We start from the raw sequence: 17195 nt of genomic DNA on the forward strand, positions 1-17195 counted from the left end.
TGTTTGTCTCGGCCGCGGCCGGCGGTGTGGGCACGGCCATCGGACGGCTCGCCCGGCTGATGGGCGCGGGACGGCTGGTCGGCAGCGCGGGCCGGCCAGCGAAGGCCGCCTACCTGACCGAACACGTCGGCTACGACCAGGTCTTCGACTACCATTCGGGCCCGGCGGCCGAACTGCTCGCCGAGATAGCGCCCGACGGAATCGACCTCTACATGGACAATGTCGGCGGCGAGCACCTCGAAGCGGCGATCTCCTCGCTGCGTGAGTACGGACGGATCGTGCGGATCGGCACGATCGCCCAATACAACAGCACCGGCACGCCCTACGCCCTACGCAACCTTCCTGACATTGTCGAGAAGAGCCTACGCATGGAGGGCTTCTTGGTCCGCAACTACCGTGACGTTCAGGAGGAGTTGTACGAGTTCGTCGTGCCGCACCTGCAGAGCGGGCGTGTCATGCTCGATGAGACCATGGTCGATGGCTTCGGCGGCATCGTGGACGGATTCCTCGGGATGCTGCGAGGCGAGAACCAGGGAAAGATCATCGTGCGGGCGGTCGGGGCAGACGTCTGAGGGACCAGTGTCGTAGACGCGGTTGGTGGTGATGGCCGCGTGCTGACGCGCCACATCCGCGTCGGGAACCTGCCGCTGCCGCAAGCCCTAGCGGGCCAGGCACGTTGGGAGGGACGCCTTCAGTACGAGGACGACGGTGCCCATGCCGTGCGCGCCTGCGATGGCGCGTACCGCGGAGCGGCGCTCGATCTGGCAGTGGGCTCCGTCCACGATCCCCGACCTCCCGACAACGCAGTGACCGTCGCGTTCCGCCCACGCAGCCGCCAGTGCCCGCTCGCCGACCGGTTCGGTGCCGGTGTCGCCGTCGGTGAGGCGCTGGTGGCTGTCGTAGGAGACGACCACGGCGCCGGCCGCCGCGGCGAGCCGTGTGGCGAGGGTGGACTTGCCCGACCCGCTGGCACCCATAAGCAGGACACAGCAGCCCGGCCGCATCTAGCGGACCACGGCGGCTAGTTCCCGGGAGGAGATGCTCATGCCCCGCAGCTTCGCGTGGCCGTGTAGTGCTTGTGTCGCGCGGCAGATGACCAACGCTTCCCGCTCGCTGCCGACCGCTTCCCCGTCGGCCGCACCGCGTTCGTCAAGGAGAGCCGGTCACCACCAGGGCCCCGTCCTTCTCCCGCCGGGTCTCCCTCACGACCAGCTGCGGCGACGGGTAGAACCGCGCGCCATCGCGGGAGCGGTCGTACCGGAACGAGCTGGCCTGCTCCAGGTCACGGCGCTGCTGGGGGTCGGCGCCCGGCAGGGTGAGCTCAACGCATCCGCGGCCGTCGCGCAGGACGCCCTGGGACGTGATCGTCCCGGTGAAGGTCGTCGAGGCCGTGTCAGTCGTGATCCGGACGCTGTCGCCGTGAATCGGGCGAGGTCCGGGAAAGCCGTCGCTCATGCTGCCGCTGCTCCTGTGAGGGAACTTCAGCGATCGGGTTCCACATGATCTGTTCGCCGTCGTGCCACTGTTCCACGAGGTGCAGCCGGTCCACGACCGAGGTCTGGGACAACGGTTGCGCGATGTCGGCCAGTTGGGCCCGTAGTCCGGGCAGTGTGCGGGTCTGCGCCGCTCCTCCGGTCCGGCGCTACGCAGCGGCAGCGGCTGCGTCGGCCGCCCATCCGGTCAGAAGATCGACGGCCGCGGCCGGGTGGCCAGGTGCGATACCGCGGATCATGCCGTCATGACGACGGGTGCGCAGCGAGGGGAGGCCGTCGATGTCGTCGGGTACCGGTGGGGGCCACAGGCGCGTCAGCGACAGCCAGGTGGCGAGCTGAGGATCACCGGCGACCGGGACTCCGGCTTCGAGGTCGGCGTCGATGCTGTGCGGCAGCTGCTCGCCGACCAGGGGCACAGCAAGGTCCGACACATGTGCTGGACCTTGCTCGCAGTGCGAGAAGAGCGCCTCCAGGGGCACATCCTGGGGGCTGTGGCTGGCTTAGTGGGCGAGCGCCTGGAGGACGACGGCGAGGATTCCCCGGATACCGACGTAGTCCCAGTGCCGCTCGGTGCACAGGGCGGGAGGCTGGCGGGACGCCGTGATCGGCCCGGCCCGGGCCAGTGCCTGGGTCCGCCCTTCGTCGGTGTGCGGGGACGCCATGCCCAGGAACGCTACCGGGTCGGCCTCCTGGGCTTGGGCAGAAGGGTAAGGCTGATCTCACCTGCAGTGGTCTTGAGAGTGAAGGTGTTCTCCCTGCGGCCGATAGCGCGGTCGATTTTCTTGATCTCTGTCCAGTTGAATACGCGAGCCCACCAGTATCAACCCCCAGATCCGTAGGCGAGGTCGAGGCCGAGTCGCGTCGGGTGGTGGTGGACCGTCTGGCCGTTCCGGGTGGTGGCAATGAGCCCGGAGTCGCGCAGGACGGACGCGTGTCGTGATGCAGCAGCGGGGGAGACGCCGAGGGTGACCGCGAGCCGGCCGGTGGTCAGGGCGGGTGTCCGGGCCACGGCAACCAGTGCTGCTGCTCGGGTCGGGCCGAGCAGCGACTGCAGCGCCGCATGTGGCGTGTGGAGTTCGGGGTCCCGGGTGAGAGGGGCCGGGGCTGCGGGATAGCTGACGATCACCTCATCGGCTAGGGGGTTGAAGGTGATCCGTGTGGCCAGGGCAGAGGGCTGGAAGACCAAGGGCCGTCCATCGAGGGATTCCACGGCGTCGACCATGGTGTTGAGGCGCAAGTGCTGTCCGTCCCAGCTGACGGACGGGTGCACCGAGCTCAGTAGGCGGTCGGAGCCGCCCAGTTCGGCCTGGGTTTGTGCGTACGCGGCCGCGGTGGCGACGAGGGAGGTGATGCGTCGCCGGTAGGGGTCCAGGGCTGTTGCCCGCAGACCGGCGAGTACCCGGTCGAGGGTGGTGGCCGCGCGGGGGTGGCCCTCGGCGAGCCCGCGTGTGAAGGGGGTCAATGCCTGGGATCGGGCCAGGTCCCGCAGGTGGGCGACCGCCGGTGGAGAGCCCGGGTCGATCGGTGTTGGCGCGGGTTGGGTGGCCGCGTCGAAGAACGCGGGCAGGTAGAGATCCGTGTACAGATCGAACAGTCTGCTGTGGTACGGGTTCCAGGTGGAGGCGACCTCGTGTCGCCAAGTCAACAGCTGGCGGTCCGGAACTGGGCTGGCCAGGTGTGCTCCGCCCAGGGCGAGTTCGTAACCGAAGTCCGGTGTGTCGGCGACCCGCGTCCGTTCGAGGTCGTCGCTGGTCAGACGGATCCGTATCAAGACGGCGTCCCCCCGGCGCGTCCCCTGACGGTGCTGGTCGTGGAGCTTTTGCATGCTCGCGCAAAAGCCTAGCCGCCACATGTCTCCCAGTCCATCGTGTAGTCGCGGCTTGGCCCCGGAACTCCTACCTCTGCTCCCAGCCGCAAGACAAATTCGTGAAACGCCATGCCAGCGCCGTGGAGAGGGCGCAGCCCCCGGCCAGGGGGTCCGGTCCAGCGGGGACGGGCCTTGACCCGTGGCCCGCGATTTCCAGGAGGGGAATTCCTTGAATTTCAAGCTCACGAAAAGACGTTCTATCGCCGCTACGCTCGGCGTGGTCGCCGCACTCGTCGCCGCACCCGTCAGCGCTCACGCCGACAGCTCGCTCGGCACCTTCAAGATCCAAAACTCCGGCTGGACCGGAGGCACTCGCAAGGCCATGTGTCTGTGGGGAGCCGGGGGGAACGGAGCCCGCACCTACATCCAGCAGTGCTCAAGCGACAACCACGACAAGTGGACCTTCTACCCCGAAGGCGGCGGTGGAGCGTCCGGCAGCTGGTACGAGCTGGTGAACGACGCCACCGGCCTGTGCCTGGACGCCGATGCCAACAACCTCACCGGCGGTGCGGTCGTGCAAGCCTGGGGGTGCAACCAGTCCTACCAGCAGCGGTGGCGGTTCACCCCGCGCACCAACTACTACCAGCGGGTCGCGAACCTGGCCGCCGACGCGGCCAACAAGTGGGCTAATGACCGCTTCTACCTGGACATGGACGAGAACTACCAGCGTCTGTGGTCGTCCGACTCCAGCGACAACCAGTTCTGGAGCATGTTCCCGGCGTAGGCGTGAGCTTGACGTCTATGGTCCGGTGCCGACCGCGGCTCGAACTTGATCGGCGCTTTCGCAGTTCAGCGGACATGAAGGCGGCCTTCGTCTGATCCCTTGCTCCGTCACAGAGTGGATCAGCGCGAAGGCCGTGTCGTGAGTCTGGTGCATCAGGGTGTCCTGCGGGATGCGTTCGCGGAAGTGTCAGGCTTCCGGACGGAGTAGTACGCGTGTCCGACCGCGCGGGGCGACGCGCTGTTCGAGTTGTGCGACGCGTTGCTGTGCACGGACGGGCCGGTGCGGACACTGGTCGACCTGGCACTGCTGAGACGACCCGTCCTCAGCACCCTGGCGGTTTCGGTGGCAGCGGCTGAACCACCGTGCCGGTGCCATCGTCCGACGCAGCGCAGTGAGAACTGCGTCCGTAGGCGGCTTGGACTGCGGCGATGGCCTGCTCGTACGTGTCGGTGGCCGTGTCGATCGTCAGCTGCGCACCCGTGCCGTCGGTCCGGTCGATCCGCTCCGCGATCCTGGCTGCCTCAGCACGGCCGACGAGCGGGGACAAGCCGCGGATCCTGCGGTGGAAATCCCTGGTGGCGGTGCGCAGGGCCGGTGCCCCGTTCCACTCGTCGCGGTAGCGGTAGCCGTGCTCGCTCTCGGGTGAGCGCCCCGAGCGCACCAGTTGCCCGGCGACCTCGGCGACCGCCGCGGGGGTGGGCACGACCGCTGCGGAACGGCATGAGGACGCCGTACACGAGGACCTCGCGGTCCGTATCGAGGACGGCATAGGACCAGCCTCTGCGCTCGCTCCAGGACAGCCGGATCTCGTACCGGCCGCCGCCGCGGCTGCGGTCCCACTCCAGCGTCAATGTAGAGGGTGTGGCCGCGCCGCGGGCTGCGGCAGTCGGCCCGAACGATCCCCGGCGCGATCCCCCGCTCGCCGAGCGCCTGGTCGACGGCCTGGACGTAGGGCCAGTGCGGCAGGGACTGGGCGCGACCGGGCATCCCGGCGGATCCCAGCAGCATGAGCCTCGCCTCCCGGCAGAGAGTTCGGAGAGAACAACGGTTGGGTGAGGGTCAGGAGGCGCGGCGGCGCAGTGCGTCGGCGGGGCCGATCACGCGCGCCCCGTACTTCGCCCGGATGCGGTCGCTGACGTGTTCGGCGAGCAGGCGGGCTTCCCGCCCGGTGTCGAAGCTGATCTGCTGCGCAACCCGGCCGGAGTCGACGAGGTCGTCGGCCCTGAGGACCAGGCGGGTCAGCCGGCCGCGCTGGAGGGCGGCGGCGTCCATCAGCTGGTATGCGAGCAGGCGCAGGTCGTCGTCGTGCGCGGAGGGGGCCGTCAGCCGCCGGGTCTTCTCCCAGGTGGCGTCGCCCGCGAACCGCAGGGTCAGGGTGAGGCCGCGCGCGGCCTGCTCGCCGCAGCGCAGCTGCACTCCGAGGCGGACCACCAGGCCGAGGAGGGCGGCACGGACCTCGGCGCCGTCCAGGGTGTGGCGGGGGAAATGGCAGCGGACCGCCGCGGAGGCGGGCAGCGCCCGGGGGATCACGGGGCGGGGGTCGATGCCGCGGGCACGGTCGGCGGCCAGGCGCCCGGCCCTGGCGCCCAGCAGGCGCTGCACGGTGGCCGGCGGGAGGGCGGCCAGCAGACCGACGCAGTGAACGCCGTACTCGACCAGTATCCTGGCCTGGCCCCGGCCGATCCCGTGCAGGGCACCGACAGGCAGCGGCCCCAGCCACTCCTGCATCCGGCCGGGCCCGATGGGTCCGAGGAGACGTGGCTCCACCGGCAGCCACACGGCCAGGGGGAAGCCAAAGAGGACGTACCACAGGGCACGCCGCCACCAGGGGCTGGCGTTCCGCACCCGATCACGCAGACGCGCCAGGGCCTGCAGGGGCCACACGCGCACCGACTGCCGCCGAATCGACTGCCCGTTTCCCGCAGCCCCCGCGTCGCTCATGATCGCTTCAATCTCGGCGCCGAGCGCGGCAACCGCCGCCGTATTGCGATGGCGGATCGTCAAGGACGCGTCGGCCTGCGCCTCCTCGAAGAGGCCCACGGCCGACGCCTACCGCACCAAGAACCACCACATCACCCTGTGCCGTACGCCCGACGGCCAGGTTCGGGGTTGAGGTGTTCGTGGCCGATCGTGGTGCCGTTCTGAGTGACGGTGACCTCGTCGTGCCGTCCCCGAGCTGACTCAGGTCCGTGGGTACCCAATGGGAGGAACACCCACCAAGGGACAACTGCTCGATCGACAAGAGCCACGCACTCTCCGAGGCAAGGTGCGTCCGGATCGTCGCCGACAGGAAATCCTCAAGAACACCGAACGCAAGCAACCGTGGAGGCCCCTCGACTACCTGTGCGAGGGCGCCCCCTCGTCGTTCCATCCCAACGCATCGCCTAGCACAGCTCTGGCCTGGGCATGTACTGCTGGGTCCTGGAAGCAGCGATGGCGCCGCTGTACTGGTTCCGCCGCCTGCGCAACCACTGGGATCCGCGACGGATACCAGTCCCTTGACGCGGAAGGTGACAGTGCAACGCTCTGCGCCCCGTGCTTCCGCAACGTCACACACACTCAGACATGTCTCCAGGTCAACGCACTCGCCCGCACGGTCTCAACCCCACAGGCGGCAACTCCGGCGCGGATCACCGTCGTTCCCCTACACCGCGCCGAACCGCCACCCTTCCGTCCAGTCCAGACGCGTCCGTACGATCTCCCGCTGGGACCGTCCGATCCGTTTCCAGAGCGATCGGATCGGGCTTCACCGCGACCGTCACACAGCTGCCCAGAGGCCAGCGTCAAGGATGAGCGCAGCCTTGCTGATGCTGCCCGGCATTAGGTGCCTATAGGTGCGGTAGGTTTCCTCGATAGACCTATGCCCCATCCATTCCGCCACATCGGTGATCGGTATGCCGTTTCGGAGCGCGTTCGAGGCAAAGTAGTGCCGGAAGCCATACATGGTGAGCCCGTCCTCAGCATGGAGGTTCTTGAAGAGCGCTCCCGCACGGCGGCGCTCCATCGGCTCTGTGTAGTAGCCGCTCGGCCCGCGCAACAAATAGCCTTCCCTCGTAGCGCCGTGTGTCTTCTCGTAGCATTCGATCGCTTCACGCACCGACAGCGGAAGCGGCACCTCCCGAAACTCGCCCACCTTGCGATGCTTCAGCTTCGCCGGCTTGTGCGTGTTGGAGTGGATCTGCTCGTGCACCCTGTAGACGTTGTCGGCCACCAGGTTGTTGATGTTGACGGCCCGGGCCTCGCCGTTACGCAGCCCGCATCCGGCCATCATGACGATCTCCAGCATGAGGTCGTCAGCCGCGAGGGCCAGAGCCCGCTTCAGGCACTCAAGGGTCGGGATGACCACTTTCTCACGGACGTACTCCGGTTCCTGCACACCCTTCACCGGGTCCTCCGCCATCGCCCCCTTGTCATAGGCATCACGCAGAATTGCCTTCAAGGTGCGGAAGATGTTGACCTGGTTCCCCCGTCCGACCCCGTCGGCCTCAAGCTCGTCCAGGAAACGCTCCACCACCACCGGTGTGACGGTGTTCAGCTTCCGTGAACCCACGCGGGGAACGATGTGCACGTTGATGGAGCTGTCGACATGCTCAGCGGTGGAGTACTCGGTCATCTTCCGCTGCCGGGGACGCCACTGCTTCGCATGTTCTTCCACGGTCTTCCGACCCAATTCGCGGCGGGCTTCGGCGACGGAAGACGCCGTGCGCTTCCTCTCCGCGTAGATGAGCGTGAGGCGCTCGATCGCGTCGTCCTGGGTGGAGAAGCCGCTCTCCTCGGTCTGCTTCCCCAGCCCGTTCCGGAAACGGATCGTGTATGCGTGCGGACACTTAGTCGGCTTGGCACAGCCGCAGTCCTTGAAAAACGACCCCATGCCGCGGGCGAGCTGTCGAACCACGAAGTGAAACCTTCCGAACGGGAGCCAGGTATCCGTGCCCAGGCCACACCTCGGCGGTCGCCAGGTCAGCAGGCTGGACGCCTGTGCGTCCGATGCTGACCCTTTGCTGAGCCGGACCTACCCATCATGGGCCTGACCTGCACGGATGACCAAGCGTTAGATCTTGGACTTGAACATGGTGCGCAGCATCGGACACTCCCGGGGATCGGCTCCCTGCCCGCAGGCGCGGGTCAAGGGCGTCCCATCACCGTAGCCGTTGCGGTTGCCGAGCCCCCGGCGGGGGATAAATGTGGCCACAGAGGCTGGATCAGCACCTGGGAGGCACCGTGACCACCGGCTCAGAGCCCCGGGTGTCGGGGCTGGAGATACGTTCCATCGACTACGTCCCCCTCGACGAGCGCCACGGCAAGCTGTGGCATCTAGGCCCCCTGTGGTTCATGTCGAACGCGCAGATCGCCACGCTGGCGGTCGGTCTGATCAGCATCACCGAGGGCGGCAACCTCGTCTGGTCGCTCATCGCGATCGTCGCCGGCACACTGCTCGGCACCTTCTTCATGGCCTTCCACTCGGCGCAGGGCCCCCAGCTGGGTCTGCCGCAGATGATCCAGTCACGCCCCCAATTCGGTTATGTCGGGGCCCTGTTGGTGTGGCTGTTCGCGTATGTCCAGTACGCGGGCTTCAACGTCTTCAACACGATCCTGGCCGGTGAGGCCCTGCACACCACGGTGCACGGCAACACCAAGATGTGGGTGGCCGTGGTCACCGTGGTCGGCTTCGTGATCGCGCTCGTCGGCTACGACGTGATCCACAAGGCGGAGCAGTTCCTGACGTACACCTTCCTGGTCGTCTTCGGGATCTTCACCGTGGGTGTGCTGGCGACCCTGCACTACCCGGCGGGCTCCTTCGACCTCGGCGGCTTCTCCTGGACGCCGTTCCTGGCCCAGTTCGGTGTGGTCGCCGGCTACCAGATCAGCTGGGCGATCTACGTCTCGGACTACTCGCGCTACCTCCCGCCGGACGTGACCGTCCGCAAGACCTTCTACTGGACCTACTTCGGCTCGGCGCTCGGCGGGGTCTGGCTGATGACGCTGGGCGCGCTGCTCGCCGCCTGGGCGGGCAAGGACTTCGACACGATCCGCTCGATCGACGCGGCGGGCGACAAGGTGTTCAGCGGCTTCGGGGCGATCGTGCTGCTCTTCGCCACGCTCGGTCTGGTGTCCGTCACCGCGCTGAACATGTACGGCGGTTCGCTCACCCTGATCAGCGCGATCGACTCGCTCAAGCAGGTCCGGCCGACGGTCGGCGTAAGGGCGTTGACGATCGGGCTGACCGCCGCGCTCTCGCTGGTCGGCGCGTTCGCCGCGACCTCGAACTTCCTCACCAACTTCAACAACTTCCTGCTGCTGGTGCTCTATCTGTTCATCCCGTGGACCGCGGTCAACCTGATGGACTACTACGTGGTGCGCCGCGGCCACTACGCCATCGCGGAGATCTTCAACCCCCGTGGCATCTACGGCCGTTGGGGCTGGCACGGGATCATCTCCTACCTGGTGGGCTTCGGCGTGATGATCCCGTTCTTCTCCGTCGGCACGCTGTACGTGGGCCCCGTCGCGCACGCCATGGACGGCGCCGACCTCTCCCTGTTCGTCGGCCTGCCGGTCGCCGGGCTCCTGTACTGGTGGCTCAGCCGCTCGATCGACGTGGCGGCCGAGATCCGGGTGGCGGAGGCCGAGGCGGCGGAGTTGGAGACGGCGGCGCACGAACATCGTGAGCCGTGACGCCGGCCCCTACCCGATCACGTCCGGTACCGCCTGCTTCTCGAACTGTGTGCGGTACAGCTCGGCGTAGCGCCCCTCGGCGGCGAGGAGTTCGTCGTGCGTGCCGCGTTCCGCGATCAGGCCCGCCTCGACGACGAGGATCTGGTCGGCTGAGCGCACGGTGGACAGCCGGTGGGCGATCACCACGGCCGTCCGGTCCTGCAACGCCTCGGTGAGGGCCTCCTGCACGGCCGCCTCGGAGGTGTTGTCCAGGTGCGCGGTCGCCTCGTCGAGGATGACCACGCGCTGGCGGGCCAGCAACAGGCGGGCGATGGTGAGGCGTTGGCGTTCGCCTCCGGAGAGGCGGTAGCCGCGTTCGCCGACGACCGTGTCCAGGCCGTCGGGCAGGGACCGTACGAGGTCGTCGAGGCGGGAGCGGCGCAGCGCGTCCCACAACTCGTCCTCGGTGGCGGCCGGTTGGGCAAGCAGCAGGTTGGCGCGGACGGAGTCGTGGAAGAGGTGGCCGTCCTGGGTGACCATGCCGAGGGTGGCCCGCAGGGAGGCGAAGGTGAGGTCGCGGACGTCGGTGCCGCCGATGCGGACGGCGCCTTCGTCGACGTCGTAGAGGCGGGGCAGGAGTTGGGCGATGGTGGACTTGCCGGCGCCGGAGGAGCCGACGAGGGCGATGGTCTGGCCGGGTTCGGCGCGGAAGGAGATGCCGTGCAGGACCTCGGCGCCGCCGCGGGTGTCGAGGGAGGCGACCTCTTCGAGTGAGGCGAGGGAGACCTTGTCGGCGGCGGGGTAGCCGAAGCGGACCTCGTCGAACTCGACCGCGACCGGGCCCTCGGGGACCTCGCGGGCGTCCGTTTTCTCCTCGATCAGCGGTTTCAGGTCCAGCACCTCGAAGACGCGCTCGAAGCTGACCAGCGCGCTCATCACCTCGACGCGGGCTCCGGCGAGCGCGGTGAGCGGGGCGTAGAGGCGGGTCAGAAGCAGTGCGAGGGAGACGACGGCGCCGGGTTCGAGGGTGCCGTGCAGGGCGAACCAGCCGCCGAGGCCGTAGACGAGGGCGAGGGCCAGGGCGGAGACAAGGGTCAGGGAAGTGATGAACACCGACTGGGCGGTGGCCGTGCGGACGCCGATGTCGCGGACCCGGCTCGCCCGCTCGGCGAACTCCACGGACTCCTCCTCGGGGCGGCCGAAGAGTTTGACGAGGGTGGCGCCGGGGGCGGAGAAGCGTTCGGTCATCCGGGTGCTCATCGCGGCGTTGAGGGTCGCCGCCTCGCGCTGCATGCGGGCCATGCGGCTGCCCATCCTGCGGGCCGGGATCACGAAGACCGGGAGCAGCACGAGCGCGAGGAGGGTGATCTGCCAGGACAGGGTGAGCATGACGGCCAGCGTGAGGAGCAGGGTGACGACGTTGCTGACCACTCCGGACAGGGTGTTGCTGAAGGCGCGCTGCGCGCCGATGACGTCGTTGTTGAGTCGGGAGACGAGCGCTCCCGTACGGGTACGTGTGAAGAACGCGACCGGCATGCGCTGCACATGATCGAAGACGGCTGTCCGCAGATCGAGGATGAGTCCCTCCCCGAGCGCCGAGGAAAGGCGCCGGCCCAGAATGCCCAGCGCCGCTTCCGCGACCGCGATCAGGGCGATGAGCAGGGCGAGTCGTACGACGGTGCCGTCGTCGCCGCCCGACACGATCGCGTCGACGACGTGCCCGGCCAGTACGGGGGTCGCGACGGCGAGCAGGGCGGTGAGCACCCCGAGCAGGACGAAGCGGGCGATCGGGCGGCGGTGCGGTCGCGCGAACTCCGCGATGCGGCGCAGTGTGGCGCGGGCGAACGGGCGGCGCTCCTGTTCCGCGGTCATGACACTGTGCAGCTGGGTCCAGGCGGTGCTCTCCATGCTCATGGGAGAGACCGTAGGACCTCAAGCGGCGTTGAGGTCAACGGATGCTCCGGTTCGCCGGCCGAGGCCGCGTGTAACGCCCCGCGTAAGGAACTGTCCGTGCTGCCGCAACCCGCAGTTGTCGTGACGCGGAGAACCTCCAGTGATGTGAGACACATCCGCGTCCGGCAGATCCTGTGCCTGCTTCCGCTGCTCCTGGTCGCCGTCGTCGCCGTACAGCACCGGTCCGTTCTCGTCGCTGGCTTCGGCCAGTTGCGGTCGGCGGAGTGGCCCTGGCTGGTGGCGGCGGCCGGTGCCACCTGTCTGACCTGGGTCGCCGCCGCGTTCACCCGGCAGGGTGCCGTGGTCGAACGACTGCCCGCGCGGCGGCTGTTGGCCACGCAGTTCGCGGCGGGCGCCGCGAATCACCTGCTGCCCACGGGACTTGGCGCGGGGGCGGTGAACCTGCGGTTCCTGACCGTGTGCGGGCTGCCGCTGGCCCGTTCGTCGGCGGCGCTGGCCCTGTTCCTGCTCGCCGAGTCGATAGCCCGGCTGACCCTGCTGACCGCTCTGCTGATCGCCTTCCCGGACGCGCTGCGCCTGGGAACTCTCCTTCCGGCGGGGGCACTTGGCCCGCTGCTCATGGTCCTCGGCGGGGTGCTGTGCGTGGCGGTCGTGGTGCTTGTGCTGGTGCGCGCGCTGCGTACGGCGATCCTGTCGTTCCTGCGCACCGCGCTGAGCGAGGCCCGTTCCGTGCACACCCGGCCGGCCCGGGCGCTGGCGCTGTGGGGCGGCTCGCTGGCGTTCCCCGCGCTCCAGGCGGCCGGGCTCGTGGCCGTGGGGCAGGCCCTGGACCTGCCGGTACCGCCCGCGCAGATGGCTCTCGCCTATCTGGCGGCGACGGTGGCCGTCGCGCTGGTGCCCACGCCGGGCGGGATCGGCTCGGTGGAGGCCGCGCTGATCGTGGCACTGGTCGCGGCGGGCGGTCCGGTCGCGGTGGCCACGGCGGTGGTGCTGGCGTACCGGATCATCACGGTCTGGATCCCGATCATTCCGGGCGCGTTGACGCTCGGCGCGCTGGTCCGGCTGAGAGTCATCTGATTCGCGGTCCAGCCACGACAAGCTTGTAAAGCTCCATCAGCCCTGGCCATGGCATTGGCCAGGGCTGATGTGCGTTTGCCTCAACCCCCTTGTTTTACTTTTTACTTGACTACACATGACAGCGCGAGTTGACTGAAGAGCGTTGATTTGTCAGCCGAGGAGGCAGGACTGTCATGGGGGACGAGACGTTAGGCATCATCCTGGCGGGAGGCCGCGGCGAACGCGCCAAGCCGCTCACCCTCGCCTCGTCCGACTACATCCGCAGCAAGGCCCTCATCCCGTTCGTCGGCCGCTCCGTCGTCGAATGGCTCGTCGAGTCCTGCCGCGACCAGGGCATCCGGCGCTTCTACGTGATCGCCCAGGGCGCCGAGAACCACAGCCAGATCAAGCTCGTGCTCGGCCACGGCGAGCGGTTCGGCGTGGAGATCCACTACTCCCGCGCCCGGCTCGACCGCTACAACGTCGGCTCCGGCGCCGCCACCCTGCACAACCTCGAACAGTGGGACCTGACGGGCCGCGCCCTGGTGCTGCCCGTCGACTCCGTCTTCGAGTTCGACCTCGCTGTGCTGCTCGACACGCACGACGCCGCCGACGCCGTCGTGACCGTCGCCTCGGTGGGCCGTACCCCCGAGGAGATCGCCGGAAAGTACGGCGTGATGCAGACCTCCCCGGACGGACTGGTCGCGGGATTCCTGGAGAAGCCCGACCTGGAGCGTGTCCACCGCGTCTTCCCCGAGACCTCGCTGCCCGCCGCCCGCGCCACCCTGCCCACCAACGCCGGGATGTACCTGGTCGACTGCGGCCGGCTGCGGCTGGCCGCGCGCAACCCGGAGATGATCCGGCTCGCCCAGCAGCGCCTGGACTGGGGCGGCGATCTGCTGCCCTGGCTGGTCCGGCGCGGGCTGCCGGTCGCGGTCGCCCCCATCGACCGGCTCGGCGACCTCGGCAGCATCCCCGACTACCTCGCCACCCTCGGCGACGTGCTCGGCGGCCACTACCGCCGGATGAACCGGGCCCTGGGCGAACCGACCAGCACCGACCCGCGCTACTGGATCCACGAGTCCAGCCTGCGCACCAAGGACAGCGCGACCGGCACCACCCTGGCCCAGAAGATCTCCGAGGGCAGTGTCGTCATCGGCCCCGCCGTCCGCATCGGGCGCAACGCCGAGATCGGACCGGGCGTGAAGCTGCGGTTCAGCGACATCGGCGACGGCGTCGACGTGGACGAGGGCGCCCGGCTGAGCCGGACGGCGATCGGCGACGGCGCGGTCGTGGGGCCGTACGCCCGGGTCACCGACTCGTACGTCGGGCCGCTGGCGCGGGTGCACTCCGAACGCGAGAACCCGGTCCGGCTGTTGCACTCCGCGATCGGCGAGGCCGCCGACCTGCGGCCCGGCACCCGGCTGACCGGGGTGAGCGTGTATCCGCGACTGCGGGTGCCCGCCGTCACCGGTCTGCCCACCGGCACCCATCTGACCAGCTCCGACGACATCCTGCACTGGATCTGAGCGCGCCCCGCCCCTCCCCCCTTCCGGCTCTTCCGCAGCCCCGTGGAGATCTCGATGGACAGCCCGATCGCAGTCATAGGAGGAACCGGCCGCGTAGGCCGGCTCGTCGCCCGTCAACTGCTCGCCCGTGGCGAGAGCGTGCGGGTCATCGGCCGCAGCACGCAGCGCGCCCGGCGGCACAATCCGCCCCGGGCCCAGTTCTTCGCGGCCGACGTACGCGCCCCCGCCACCGTCCGCACACCCCTGCACGGCTGTTCGGCGGTCGTCTACATCGTGGAGCCGGGCACCGACGACGCCGGTCCCGACAGCCCCGAGACCACCCTGCACACCGGGGTCCGCCATGTCCTGGACGTCCTGCTCGACGCCGCAGGCAGCCCGCACTTCGTGCTGGTCAGCCAGCGCCATGTGACCCGCCGCGACCACCCGATGAACGCCTACGGCCGGATGCTGGACTGGCGGCTGGCCGGCGAGAACGCGGTCCGCTCCTCCGGGCTGCCATACACGGTGATCCGGCCGGGCTGGCTGACGGACGAGCCCGGTCACGGCCAACTCCACCTGGAACAGGGCGATGTGGGCGACGGCCGGGTGGCCCGCCCGCATGTGGCCGACGCCTGTGTCGAGGCGCTGTACTCGCCGGCCGCGCGCGGCCTGACCTTCGAGATGCGCAGCGAGGCGGGACCGGGCACCGGCTCCCCGTCCTGGGACGAACTCTTCACCGGCCTGCGCGCCGACACTCCGACCGCGGCCCGGGCCGCACTCGCCTGAGGGTGACCACCGATGCGCACACTCCGACCGACCCTGCGACAGACACCATGACAGAACAGATGACCTTACGACCCGACCCGGCCGCCGACAGCCACGACGGCCGCCCATCCGACGTCACCCCCGGCCGCCCGCAGCCGCTGGGGACCACCGTCGACAGCGACGGTGTCAACTTCTCGCTCTTCTCCGAACACGCCACCCGCGTCGATCTGTTGCTCTTCGAGCACTGCGACAGCCCGCGGCCCCACCGCACGATCCCGCTGCTGCCCGACCGCCACCGCAGCTTCCACTTCTGGCACTGCCACGTCAGCGGGATCGGCGCCGGCCAGGTCTACGCCTTCCGCATCGACGGACCGCGCGACCTCAGCACCCTGGGCAGCCGGTTCGACCAGCGCAAGGTGCTGATCGACCCGTACGCGCGGGCCAACGTCAACAGCCGCTGGGAGCGCACCCATGCCATCGGCCCCGGGGACAACGTCGAGCACTGCATGCGCAGTCTGGTCGTCGACCTCGACGACTACGACTGGGAGGGCGACACCCCGCTGCACACCCCGATGGCCCAGACCGTCGTCTACGAGATGCACGTCCGCGGGCTGACCGCCTCCCCGACCTCGGAGTGCGCCCGGCCCGGCACCTTCTCCGCCGTCCTCGACAAGATCCCGCATCTACGTGAACTCGGCGTCACCGCCGTGGAGTTGCTGCCGGTCTTCGACTTCGACGAGACCCAGGTGCTGCGCACCGGACCGGACGGCACCCCGCTGCGCAACTACTGGGGCTACGACCCCTACGGCTTCTTCGCCCCGCACACGGGCTACTGCTCAAGTCCCCATCTCGCCACGCACATCACCGAGTTCCGCGACATGGTGAAGGCGTTCCACAAAGCGGGCATCGAGGTCATCCTCGACGTGGTCTTCAACCACACCAGCGAGGGCAACGAGTTCGGGCCGACGATCAGCTTCCGGGGCGCGGCCAACGAGGCGTACTACCACCTGTGGCCGCAGGACCGCTCGCACTACATGGACTTCACCGGCTGCGGCAACGCTGTCAACGCCAACCATCCGATGGTCACCAAGTTCATCGTGGAGTGCCTTGAGTACTGGGTGACCGAGCACCACGTCGACGGCTTCCGCTTCGACCTCGCCTCCGAACTGTCCCGCGGCCCCCTCGGCTACGAGATGGCGGTACCGCCCGCCCTGTGGGCGATCGAGCTGTCGCAGGTGCTGGCCGAGACGAAGATCATCGCGGAGCCGTGGGACGGCGGCGGCCTGTACCAGGTCGGCCGGTTCCCCGGGAAGCGCTGGGCGCAGTGGAACGGCCCGTTCCGTGACGACGTACGGCGGTTCGTGCGCGGCGACGCCGGCCTGGTCGGCGAGGTCGCCTCCCGGCTCGGCGGCTCCGCCGACCTGTTCGCCGCCCAGGGCGAACTCCCCACCAACAGCATCAACTTCATCACCTGCCACGACGGCTTCACCCTCAACGACCTGGTCAGCTACAACACGAAGCACAACCACGCCAACGGTGAGGCGGGCGCCGACGGAGCGGACGAGAACTACAGCTGGAACTGCGGGGTCGAGGGACCCACCGACGACAGCGACATCGAGGGCCTGCGGGTCCGGCAGATCAAGAACCTGCTCTCGCTGCTCATGCTCAGCCGCGGGGTGCCGATGCTGCTGGCCGGCGACGAGTTCCGCAACAGCCAGTCCGGCAACAACAACGGCTACTGCCAGGACAACCAGACCTCCTGGCTCGACTGGAACCAGGCCAGGAAGGAGAAGGAGACCACCGACTTCACCCGGCGCGTCGTCGAGCTCCGCAGGCGCTACCGCGCCCTGCGCGAACCGCAGTTCTTCTCCGAGCGCCTCAACTCCCGCTCCCGGCCCGACATCACCTGGCACGGCACCCGGCTCCACCAACCCGGCTGGGACGACCCCAACGCCCGGGTGCTGGCCTGCACGTACGGCGGTTTCGACGGTGACCCGGACCTGCATCTGATCCTCAACATGTACCACCTGGGGCTCGACTTCGAACTCCCCGACGCCCCCGGCCACCACTGGCACCGCGTCCTCGACACGGCCCGCCCCGGCCCCTACGACATCCTTCCGCCCGGAGAAGAGGAGCTGGTCGCCGGTCCGACCCACCACGCCCAGGGCCGCAGCGTCGTCCTGCTCGCGGCCCTGCCCGACGAGAAGGGCACCTGA

General features: G+C 69.0%; 17 protein-coding genes. 8 read left to right on the top strand and 9 right to left on the bottom strand.

Annotated elements, in window-relative coordinates; all coding sequences use genetic code 11:
* On the top strand, positions 1 to 572 hold a 572-nt coding region (locus ACIQPR_RS42530), incomplete at its 5' end, for a zinc-binding dehydrogenase (RefSeq protein ID WP_403660747.1).
* Positions 573 to 659: 87 nt separating this feature from the next.
* Here the strand turns inward: ACIQPR_RS42530 and ACIQPR_RS42535 are convergent.
* The 5 genes from ACIQPR_RS42535 to ACIQPR_RS42555 form a co-directional block, all read right to left on the bottom strand.
* Positions 660 to 977 carry an AAA family ATPase gene (locus ACIQPR_RS42535; RefSeq protein ID WP_403660750.1) on the bottom strand — a complete coding sequence of 106 codons (318 nt, stop codon included), beginning with the start codon at positions 975 to 977 and terminating at the stop codon, positions 660 to 662.
* 172 nt (positions 978 to 1149) lie between these two features.
* Positions 1150 to 1455 carry a hypothetical protein gene (locus ACIQPR_RS42540; protein ID WP_403660752.1) on the bottom strand — a complete coding sequence of 102 codons (306 nt, stop codon included), beginning with the start codon at positions 1453 to 1455 and terminating at the stop codon, positions 1150 to 1152.
* A gap of 187 nt (positions 1456 to 1642) precedes the next feature.
* On the bottom strand, positions 1643 to 1924 hold the full coding sequence (locus ACIQPR_RS42545; RefSeq protein WP_403660754.1) for a hypothetical protein: 282 nt from the start codon (positions 1922 to 1924) through the stop codon (positions 1643 to 1645).
* A 69-nt stretch (positions 1925 to 1993) separates the two neighbouring features.
* Positions 1994 to 2155: a hypothetical protein gene (locus tag ACIQPR_RS42550; RefSeq protein ID WP_403660757.1), complete on the bottom strand. Its 162-nt coding sequence runs from the start codon at positions 2153 to 2155 to the stop codon at positions 1994 to 1996.
* A 158-nt stretch (positions 2156 to 2313) separates the two neighbouring features.
* Positions 2314 to 3264, bottom strand: coding sequence for an ArsR/SmtB family transcription factor (locus ACIQPR_RS42555; RefSeq protein ID WP_403660760.1), 951 nt, complete (start codon positions 3262 to 3264; stop codon positions 2314 to 2316).
* A gap of 313 nt (positions 3265 to 3577) precedes the next feature.
* On the opposite strand from ACIQPR_RS42555, the gene ACIQPR_RS42560 reads away from it, so the two are divergent.
* Positions 3578 to 4084, top strand: coding sequence for an RICIN domain-containing protein (locus ACIQPR_RS42560; protein WP_403660763.1), 507 nt, complete (start codon positions 3578 to 3580; stop codon positions 4082 to 4084).
* Between the two features lie 322 nt (positions 4085 to 4406).
* Here ACIQPR_RS42560 and ACIQPR_RS42565 read toward each other — a convergent pair whose 3' ends face one another.
* Complete coding sequence (locus ACIQPR_RS42565; RefSeq protein WP_403660766.1) at positions 4407 to 4787, bottom strand: hypothetical protein; 381 nt, start codon at positions 4785 to 4787, stop codon at positions 4407 to 4409.
* Between the two features lie 356 nt (positions 4788 to 5143).
* A complete protein-coding gene (locus tag ACIQPR_RS42570; RefSeq protein WP_403660769.1) occupies positions 5144 to 5929 on the bottom strand; it encodes a hypothetical protein in 786 nt (261 codons plus the stop codon).
* Between the two features lie 94 nt (positions 5930 to 6023).
* On the opposite strand from ACIQPR_RS42570, the gene ACIQPR_RS42575 reads away from it, so the two are divergent.
* Positions 6024 to 6197, top strand: coding sequence for a hypothetical protein (locus ACIQPR_RS42575; RefSeq protein ID WP_403660772.1), 174 nt, complete (start codon positions 6024 to 6026; stop codon positions 6195 to 6197).
* 645 nt (positions 6198 to 6842) lie between these two features.
* On the opposite strand, the gene ACIQPR_RS42580 is transcribed toward ACIQPR_RS42575, so the two are convergent.
* The gene (locus tag ACIQPR_RS42580) at positions 6843 to 7979 is read right to left on the bottom strand and encodes a tyrosine-type recombinase/integrase (protein ID WP_403660775.1); all 1137 of its coding nucleotides are present in this window, start codon (positions 7977 to 7979) and stop codon (positions 6843 to 6845) included.
* Between the two features lie 326 nt (positions 7980 to 8305).
* Here ACIQPR_RS42580 and ACIQPR_RS42585 point away from each other — a divergent pair, with 326 nt between their 5' ends.
* A complete protein-coding gene (locus ACIQPR_RS42585; protein WP_403660778.1) occupies positions 8306 to 9757 on the top strand; it encodes a purine-cytosine permease family protein in 1452 nt (483 codons plus the stop codon).
* A 9-nt stretch (positions 9758 to 9766) separates the two neighbouring features.
* On the opposite strand, the gene ACIQPR_RS42590 is transcribed toward ACIQPR_RS42585, so the two are convergent.
* Positions 9767 to 11644: an ABC transporter ATP-binding protein gene (locus ACIQPR_RS42590; RefSeq protein ID WP_403661115.1), complete on the bottom strand. Its 1878-nt coding sequence runs from the start codon at positions 11642 to 11644 to the stop codon at positions 9767 to 9769.
* A gap of 150 nt (positions 11645 to 11794) precedes the next feature.
* Between ACIQPR_RS42590 and ACIQPR_RS42595 the strand changes: the two genes are divergently transcribed.
* The 4 genes from ACIQPR_RS42595 (at position 11795) to glgX (ending at position 17195) form a co-directional block, all read left to right on the top strand.
* Complete coding sequence (locus ACIQPR_RS42595; RefSeq protein ID WP_403660781.1) at positions 11795 to 12727, top strand: YbhN family protein; 933 nt, start codon at positions 11795 to 11797, stop codon at positions 12725 to 12727.
* A gap of 173 nt (positions 12728 to 12900) precedes the next feature.
* On the top strand, positions 12901 to 14235 hold the full coding sequence (locus ACIQPR_RS42600) for a sugar phosphate nucleotidyltransferase (RefSeq protein ID WP_403660783.1): 1335 nt from the start codon (positions 12901 to 12903) through the stop codon (positions 14233 to 14235).
* Positions 14236 to 14289: 54 nt separating this feature from the next.
* Positions 14290 to 15000 (top strand): NAD(P)H-binding protein, encoded by a 711-nt coding sequence (locus ACIQPR_RS42605; RefSeq protein WP_403660786.1) that lies wholly within the window; start codon positions 14290 to 14292, stop codon positions 14998 to 15000.
* Between the two features lie 59 nt (positions 15001 to 15059).
* Positions 15060 to 17195, top strand: a complete 2136-nt coding sequence (gene glgX, locus ACIQPR_RS42610) for a glycogen debranching protein GlgX (RefSeq protein WP_403660789.1) — start codon at positions 15060 to 15062, stop codon at positions 17193 to 17195.

It is taken from the genome of Streptomyces sp. NPDC091280, assembly GCF_044768565.1.
Taxonomy (GTDB): Bacteria; Actinomycetota; Actinomycetes; order Streptomycetales; family Streptomycetaceae; genus Streptomyces.

Coding starts and splice junctions, on each gene's coding strand:
- ACIQPR_RS42590 (WP_403661115.1), bottom strand. CDS start 11,644: ATGGAGAGCACCGCCTGGACCCAGCTGCACAGTGTCATGACCGCGGAA.
- ACIQPR_RS42535 (WP_403660750.1), bottom strand. CDS start 977: ATGGGTGCCAGCGGGTCGGGCAAGTCCACCCTCGCCACACGGCTCGCC.
- ACIQPR_RS42540 (WP_403660752.1), bottom strand. CDS start 1,455: ATGAGCGACGGCTTTCCCGGACCTCGCCCGATTCACGGCGACAGCGTC.
- ACIQPR_RS42600 (WP_403660783.1), top strand. CDS start 12,901: ATGGGGGACGAGACGTTAGGCATCATCCTGGCGGGAGGCCGCGGCGAA.
- ACIQPR_RS42605 (WP_403660786.1), top strand. CDS start 14,290: ATGGACAGCCCGATCGCAGTCATAGGAGGAACCGGCCGCGTAGGCCGG.
- ACIQPR_RS42550 (WP_403660757.1), bottom strand. CDS start 2,155: ATGGCGTCCCCGCACACCGACGAAGGGCGGACCCAGGCACTGGCCCGG.
- ACIQPR_RS42575 (WP_403660772.1), top strand. CDS start 6,024: ATGATCGCTTCAATCTCGGCGCCGAGCGCGGCAACCGCCGCCGTATTG.
- glgX (WP_403660789.1), top strand. CDS start 15,060: ATGACCTTACGACCCGACCCGGCCGCCGACAGCCACGACGGCCGCCCA.